The sequence below is a fragment of the Rossellomorea aquimaris genome (assembly GCF_020171925.1).
In the GTDB taxonomy this organism is placed as follows: Bacteria; Bacillota; Bacilli; order Bacillales; family Bacillaceae_B; genus Rossellomorea; species Rossellomorea aquimaris_F.
The window spans coordinates 1-651 of record NZ_JAIVAR010000021.1; the positions used below are offsets into that span (position 1 = coordinate 1).

The 651-nt window shown below is 46.2% G+C and carries 2 tRNA genes and 2 rRNA genes; all 4 read left to right on the forward strand.

Annotated features, from left to right (window positions below):
- Positions 1-111 (forward strand): 16S ribosomal RNA (locus LCM10_RS20520); the annotation flags it as partial.
- A 126-nt stretch (positions 112-237) separates the two neighbouring features.
- Positions 238-314: transfer RNA gene (locus LCM10_RS20525), tRNA-Ile, on the forward strand.
- Positions 315-331: 17 nt separating this feature from the next.
- Positions 332-404 (forward strand) — tRNA-Ala (locus tag LCM10_RS20530).
- A gap of 141 nt (positions 405-545) precedes the next feature.
- A 23S ribosomal RNA gene (locus LCM10_RS20535) occupies positions 546-651 on the forward strand; the annotation flags it as partial.

Sequence of the window (651 nt, forward strand, 5' to 3'; positions counted from 1 at the left end):
GAAGTCGGTGAGGTAACCTTTTGGAGCCAGCCGCCTAAGGTGGGACAGATGATTGGGGTGAAGTCGTAACAAGGTAGCCGTATCGGAAGGTGCGGCTGGATCACCTCCTTTCTAAGGAATATATATGAAACGTTTGACAGTCGAAGTTTTGTTCAGTTTTGATGGTTTGAATAACATCCATCAATGGAATTTTATATCTCCATGATAAGCGATGCTTATCATCGTTTTTATGAGTAGGGGCCTATAGCTCAGCTGGTTAGAGCGCACGCCTGATAAGCGTGAGGTCGGTGGTTCGAGTCCACTTAGGCCCACCATTTACATTTTCATCCATGGGGCCTTAGCTCAGCTGGGAGAGCGCCTGCTTTGCACGCAGGAGGTCAGCGGTTCGATCCCGCTAGGCTCCACTTAGGTTTTTTACGAAGCGCAAGCGGAGTGAAATAACCGATTATATTTGTTCTTTGAAAACTAGATAAAGTTTTATTGATAGTCAAGAAATTACCGAGTATCGCCATTTTAGGTTTTTAACCTTATGTAACAACCAATTCGGTTAAGTTATGAAGGGCGCACGGTGGATGCCTTGGCACTAGGAGCCGATGAAGGACGGGACTAACACCGATATGCTTCGGGGAGCTGTAAGTAAGCTTTGATCCG